Raw genomic sequence first — 7,261 nt, 5'->3', positions numbered from 1 at the left:
GCCACCATTCTCAGTTCTCCCCAGCTCACCAGATCGCCCAGTTCGTCCTTGACCGGCTTGAGCTGATAGTTTCCCTTCCGCCGGAAGCATTCCTCGATCTGCCGGATCTTTTCTTCGGGCACCAGCCCTTCAATACCTATCTCTCCCTCCCTGATATTCTGTGCCAGGTGCCCTTCAACTGTCGTAACAGAAAGCCCTCTTTCACTGGCTATCTCGGCCACCGACTTTCCACTGCGCCACAGGTCGGCCGTAATTCGGTGGCTGGCAATGCGCTCCTTTTTCTTTTCCGGCTCCGGTGTCCAGCCTGCGATGTTTTTCTCTTCGCAATATTTCCTTACTATTTCCAGGATCTCCTCCCCATATGCCTCGGCCTTGCGTTTTCCAATTCCTTTAATCTCCCGCAACGCTTCCTTTGTGAGGGGCAACTGTCCGGCGATTTGCCGTATCACCCCCAGTGGAAGCACCCGGAAAACCGGCACATCCGAATTCAACGCCTGCATGTTTCTCCATTGTTTGATCCTTTCGTAGAGTTCGGGATGCCCGGTACCCGAGTCGGTTGTTTTCTCGCGTATCGTATCCCCGATTCCGTCTTCCTTCTCTGTTCTTAACGCTGCCACAGCCTTTGCCCGCAGGTACCTGCTGATATCAAAGCCCTCACTGCAGGCCTGCAGGCATTCCTTTTTCTGCCGTAAAAGCATCATAATTTCTCCCCTGGTTTCCTGCAATTTCTTTCTCACCTCCTTATTATCCGTATCGATCAGAAAAACTTCACCAGCTCCGGAAAATAGTTCGTCCAGTTTGGCGGCAAAAAACACCGAAGCTTTGGCCGTGCGTTCCCTGATCATTGGCTCATCGCCTGCTTCAAGCAATTGGTCAATCTGCTGTCCAAAGCGGCCGGCCACCGAAAGCACTTCCTTCAGGAACCTGTCCTGAAGCAGACTGGTTTCCGCTTCGTCGGGTTTGATAACCGTGTTCCTGTTTTCGGTTATCAACAGTTTCAAATCCGTGAGGGCATTCGCCATCCCGGAAAAATCGAACAATTCATCAAGCAGTTGCCGCAGGTACTCCTGTTTGGCCTCCCGGAGAATGGCATCATCGGGCATGCGGCAGGTCATTTCCTCATGAAAAGCGACCAGTTCCGGAATGCTTCTGAACGAATGCGCCGGCAGTTTACTGCTGAGGACAATCCCCTCGAGCGATCGACAGCGCGAAAGAGCCACATACACCTGACCATGGGCAAAGGCAGCCCGCGCATCAATGATCACTTTGTCGAAGGTAAGCCCCTGGCTCTTATGGATAGTAACCGCCCAGGCCAGCTTCAGCGGATATTGGGTAAAGGTGCCAAGCACACGCTCCTGGATTTCCTTCGTCTTCTCATCAATGGAATAGGAAATATTCTCCCACACAGCCGGCTTTACTTCAATGGCATCCGGATCTCCATCGCACAAAACAAATACCGACTGGTCGTCTATTTCTTCCACAACGCCGATTTTCCCGTTGAAATACAGCTTTTCAGGCGAAGGATCGTTTTTCAGAAACATCACCTGAGCGCCTTTTTTTAAGGAAAGCCTGGCATCGGTCGGATACATCTGCTGGGGAAAGTCGCCTTCCACACGGGCCTTAAACACATATTCCTTGCCCCGAAGTTTCTGCAGCTTCGAGAGGTTGATTTCCTGAGCCGGGGCATTGTGGGTGGTGAGAATTACATATCCCTCATTCCGGTCATCGGTGTATCCGGGCCGGTAACGCTGGTTCAGCAGTTCAACAGATGCGGGGGAAAGCTTCTGATCACGAACCTCATTGAGTATTCTGATAAACCTTGCATCCGATTGCCTGTACACATGCTGCAGTTCCACCGTAACGTAATTGGTTCGGGCCAGGGCATGGCTCCCGAAAAAATACGGAGTGGAATATGCCGTTCGCAGAATCTCCCACTCATCCTGTTTCACCACCGGGGGAAGCTGCTGCAGGTCGCCGATCATTACCAGCTGAACGCCTCCAAAAGGCAGTTTCGGATTGCGGAAACGCCGCAGTACCTCGTCTACTCCATCGAGCATATCGGCACGCACCATACTGATCTCATCAATTACAAGCAGGTCGAGGGTGCGGATTATCTCACGCTTTTGCCGGCTGAACTTCCTTCCCGGAAATTCATTTTCTTTTTCCTGTTGCCGCTGTATCCTATGGCCGGGCAAAACCGGCCCGAACGGAAGCTGAAAAAAAGAATGCATGGTGACCCCTCCGGCATTAATGGCAGCCACCCCGGTCGGAGCAACCACGATCATCCGTTTGGGCGATTCCTTCCGCAAAGTGTGCAGAAAGGTGGTCTTCCCCGTACCTGCCCTTCCGGTAAGAAACAAATTCCGGTTGGTGTACTTTACAAAATCGTATGCAAGCTGAAGTTCGGAATTTTCCATATTGAATTTTCCCTATTCCATCCCTGCCAGATACAACACCAGCGAAGCCGTTCCATCCATGGTCGGCTCGTTGGTGGAATAATCGGCATAATCATCATGATAAACGACAAACGAGGGTTGCACATCAGCATATTCATCAGGTGAAGATAGAAATACGCCCTTCAGGCTGTTGAAAATACTGCTGTACACCGGGCCATCCACCAGGCCTCCGTCCACCCGGTATTTCCCTATATGCGTCAAAGCACTGTGGATGTCTTCCGGCCAGTCGCCTCCTTCCGGCAGTCCGGTAATCATGCTGGTACCCCATGGGTTGCACCCAAAAAGCCAGTCGCGGGCAGCAGCTTCATAAACCCTGTACGAGGAATCCCGGGTGAGACGCTCATATAACCGGCACTGCGTGATAAACGCCGACACCAGATTATTCGAGCACCAGATAAAAGGTATTCCCATGCGGAACGGATCATGCCCGGTTCTGACGGCAATGCGTTCCATGCTCTCCTTCAGAAGTAACCGGAAGGTATCACACCCGGCCATGCTATCCATACCGGCCAACAGAAAATGCCCGAGGTTAACAAAAGGATAGTACTGGTAATGCCTGGCCGTGTCCCTTCCCATCCAGCCGGGAATGCCTTCTTTCTGTCCGAAATCAACAGCCTGCTCGGCATACTTTCTTTCGCCCGTAACCTGATAAAGGGTCGATGCAGCCAGTTCCATATCATCTTCCCAGTTTTCTTCCTCATAAAAGTAGGGAGCACGGCAGGGTGCGGTCTGGCAAACACCGGGATATTTTAACCCCGTAATGTATGCTTCTTTTGCTTTCTGAAGAATCTTTGCCGAAAACTCCGGATAATAGTTTTTCAAAACCACGGATCCTAAGGCAAAGGAGGAAGCGAACTTTCCGGCGATGGAGGCCCTGCCTGTGCTCCGGTTTTTGTATTTTCCGATTCCCTGCGGCATTCCGCTGCAGAAATATACCGGACGCTCGTATCCTTTGCTGTAAAAAGTATCGTTCCCCGGAATACGGAAGCCCATGTGGTCACGGTCATCGGCAATCTGATGAAACAGAATGCCCGGTTCCGGATTCATGCGGTCAAGCCAGTCGAGGCCCCATTTCACCTGGTCAAGTACATCGGGTATGCCGTTGGAGCCGCTGTCGCCCCTGGCATTAAAAGCATCGGAAAAGGCTTCCGGATACAGGATATAGGCAAAGGCAAGCTGATAAACCGCTGTTGCGCTGGTGGTTACATACTGAAGGTAATCCGAAGCATCATGCCATCCGCCCCGAACATCAATGTGCTGGGAATCCCTGCCCGGCAAATAAATTATGTACCCGTCATACTGGTGGCACGAATCCCTGATAAGCGGATTGTACCCGCATTGCTGCTGCCGCAGGTAACGCAGAAGAAAATCGGCAGTGCCTTTATAAACATCTCCGGCTATACGAAAAACGGGCGAACGGGCCCCGCCGGCCTCCAGATAATAGGATCCCGGCTTCTGTACCAGCGAAAAATCAAGCCGGTAAACACTTTCAAAGGGAGGATACGCTGCAGCCTGTTCCGCCTTCGAAAACCTCACGGCTACTTTTCCGGTGGATGCATCTACCAGCCTGAATGAGCGAATGGCGACCGGCTTTTTCGACAGAAAAACGGCAACTTTTATATCTCCCGGCCTGTATCCAAGCTGGTTAACGCGGATATACCGGCCCTGCCTGACACATCCTGCTGACAGCAAAATCAATATGATCAGTGCAATGCAATAACATCTCCGGCACATGAGAAGGTACATTTTCAGCTAATTTATAGATTATTCTCAAACGAAATTCTGTTTTTTTATGTTCGGGGAATTATAAGATAAAAGTTTGTTGTCATTGTTAGTGGGAGCAGGATAACCAAGTAAAAATGACAACTCACAAATCAAAAATCCCCGAGGATTTCCTATTTCGAATTTCCTCTGCGAGATTACGCTATGAGAGCTAAAACACATTAATAGGAAATGGGAAATCGGAAATCACTGAAAATTTCCTATTTTCTATTTCCAATTTCCTTTACGAGATCACGCTATAAAAGCTAAAACACATTAATGGGAAATCGGAAATCGGAAATCAGAAATCCTTGAACCTCTGGAACATTGGAACCCTGAAACACTGGAACCTCGATTCCATTGTCCTTAATCCCCTACGGGGAAAAAGATTAGGCTTGGATCGTCACGTCTATTGTCCTTCATCCCCTATGGGGAAGGAGCGTAAAGCACAGAGCGTAAAGCGTAAAGAAATGGCGTTTATCGGTTTATTCTCCGCTTAACGTTCTACCCAATTGTTCACTATTCTACACTGCAAAATCTCAAATCACAACTCAAAAATCTCAAATCACAAATTGAACCTTGGAACACTGGAACGCTGGAACTCTGAAACTTTGGAACCCTGAAACACTGGAACCTCGATTCCATTGTCCTTAATCCCCTACGGGGAATTTGTTGGTTTTTGATCCTTCAGGCTACTGTCCTTCATCCCCTACGGGGAAGGACCGTAAAGCACAGAGCATAAAGAAATGGTGTTTATGACACGTCTCTACGCTCTACACGCTAAGCTCAAATCTTTACGCTTTACGCTATACGCTCTACGCTAATTAAAAAATGCTCTGCACTCTAAACCCAATACCCCTCTTTACGCTCTACGTTTTACGCTCTACGCTTGAATTTTGGAACTCTGGAACTTTGGAACCCTGGAACTCTGGAACTTTGGAACTATGGAACTCTGAAACATTGGAACTATGGAACCCCTCTCGCCCTCACATCAGATTATTCCCTCATCCGCAAAACTCAGCGCATTATGATCACTCACAATCACATGATCCAGTACGGCAATGTCCATCAGTGCCCCGCCTTCCTTGAGGCGTTTTGTCAGTTGAATGTCCGATTCGCTGGGCTTCAGGTTCCCTGAAGGATGGTTGTGAACCAGGATGATGGACGAAGCAAGCCTTTCGAGAGCCAGCCTGAGAATAATGCGGATGTCGGTAACCGTGCCGGCCAGCCCGCCCTGACTGATTTTTACCGTATCAATGATTTTATTGGCCCGGTTCAGCAAGACTACCCAGAATTCTTCATACGGCAGATCCCCCAGCAAGGGACAGAAAATACCGCTCACATCGGCACTGGAAGTAATTTTTTTGCGCTGGATCACTTCGGCGGCATTTCTTCTTCTTCCAAGTTCCAGAGCGGCAATTACAGTCACCGCCCTTGCCTCGCCTATTCCCTTGAAGCGTTTCAGATCTTCTGCCGTAGCTTTCGAAAGCTCGTTCAGATTGTCATTATAATGTTTCAACAGCCTGCGTGCCAGTTCAACAGCACTCTCTTCCCTGGTTCCACTGCCCAGCAGAATGGCGATGAGCTCTGCATCGCTCAGCGAACGGAGGCCTTTCAATACCAGCTTTTCCCTTGGCCTGTCCTCCACCGACCAGGTCTTAATGGGCATATTGTACTCTGTCATATCCGGTTTTTTTACTATTAATACCGGAAAATGAAAAATCTCGCAGTTGGTTTAACCCCTTATTCTTTTAAAGGGTTTGTTCACAATAAACCGAAGTACTAAGAATTAACAAATTCAACCAGGCTATAGCAAAATTATTATTAGAGGAGATTAGTCAATAGAAACACAAAAAATATCTAAACAATGATCGGGATGTAAAACCTGACAAAAAATTTTTATTGCAAAGCGAATACAACAGGAAAGGTAATCTGCATTTTTACCGGTTTACCATCTTTTTTTCCCGGGGTCCATTTAGGACTTGACATTACCAACCTGAGAGCCTCCGTGTCGAGTGCCGGATGAACACCTTTTATCACTTTGGCGTCAACTACTTCCCCATTCGGATTTACAGTAAACTGAACATATACACGCCCCTGAATACCGTACTCTGCAGCTTCCGAAGGATAGCGAAGATTTTTCTGGGTCCATTCCATGAAACCTTCCATCCCTTTTCCCATGAACCTGGGCATTTCTTCCACACCAGAAGAGCCTTCTTCTCTGGATGCTTCTTTCTCCGGCTGATTTGCATACTGCTGCTCCTGCCGGGTAACAGGAGTAGTTTCCTGCTCAACATTCTGCTTTTCAACCGTTGGTTTGGAAATCACCTGATTTGGAGATATTGATGCAGACTTGTCAGAAGGGTTCAGATATAAGTCCTCTGTTAATGCCATTGAGATCCATGGTATTTGCTTTCTGCCTGTTCTTTGCACAACAAGTGCGGTTAAATTCAGAAATATTTGAGACACTGATAAGTCGGGGACTTTAAGAATTTCCAAAAATGCTGCTGTGTAAGGACTGTTATTCCCGCTATCATCCTGTGCAATTTTACCAGGTGCTGTTGAGAAAGCTATTAAAGTTCCTGCAGGTGCACTCATAGATGCAAGCCCTCTGCCTGTTGAAGACCCGGTCCATAACCTTTCGAAGGGATTATCTCTGCAGGCATCCAGAATAATAATATTAGCTCTGGTACCTGATCCTTCCATTAAAGCAAGAACCCCGTTAACCTCTAAACAATCGTCTTTAACCTGCCGTTCGGTTAAGAGGTTTGCATCAACGGGTATAAGGTAATTATTTCCGAATGCCTGTATACCATGCCCGGTATAGAAAAAAAGTCCTACATCGCATCCTTTAAGGCTCAGCGCGAAATCTTCAATGACTTTTTTCATCTGCTTTTTTTTCACGTTTTCATATTGATACACCTTAAATCCAATCTCTTGCAGTATTGCCGCAACCGCTCGTGCATCATTCTCCGGATTTGTCAGAATGCTTGAAGGATAGTTGCTGTTACCAATAATCAGTGCACATTTTCTTAGCTGCCGGG

General features: G+C 48.1%; 4 protein-coding genes. All 4 read right to left on the bottom strand.

Features of this window, described 5'->3' with window-relative positions:
- Positions 1-2,417 (bottom strand): AAA family ATPase (locus tag GX419_04040; protein ID NLI23862.1); only part of this gene is annotated, 2,417 nt, incomplete at its 3' end.
- Between the two features lie 12 nt (positions 2,418-2,429).
- Positions 2,430-4,190 carry a glycoside hydrolase gene (locus tag GX419_04035; GenBank protein ID NLI23861.1) on the bottom strand — a complete coding sequence of 587 codons (1,761 nt, stop codon included), beginning with the start codon at positions 4,188-4,190 and terminating at the stop codon, positions 2,430-2,432.
- 1,018 nt (positions 4,191-5,208) lie between these two features.
- Positions 5,209-5,901, bottom strand: coding sequence for a DNA repair protein RadC (radC, locus tag GX419_04030; GenBank protein ID NLI23860.1), 693 nt, complete (start codon positions 5,899-5,901; stop codon positions 5,209-5,211).
- Positions 5,902-6,116: 215 nt separating this feature from the next.
- The coding region (locus GX419_04025) for a TonB family protein (GenBank protein ID NLI23859.1) at positions 6,117-7,261 on the bottom strand (1,145 nt) is incomplete at its 5' end.

It is taken from the genome of Bacteroidales bacterium, from assembly GCA_012517825.1.
Taxonomy (GTDB): Bacteria; Bacteroidota; Bacteroidia; order Bacteroidales; family JAAYUG01; genus JAAYUG01.
The sequence above is the reverse complement of the archived record's forward strand: the minus strand, read 5'-3'. Positions and strand labels throughout refer to the sequence as shown.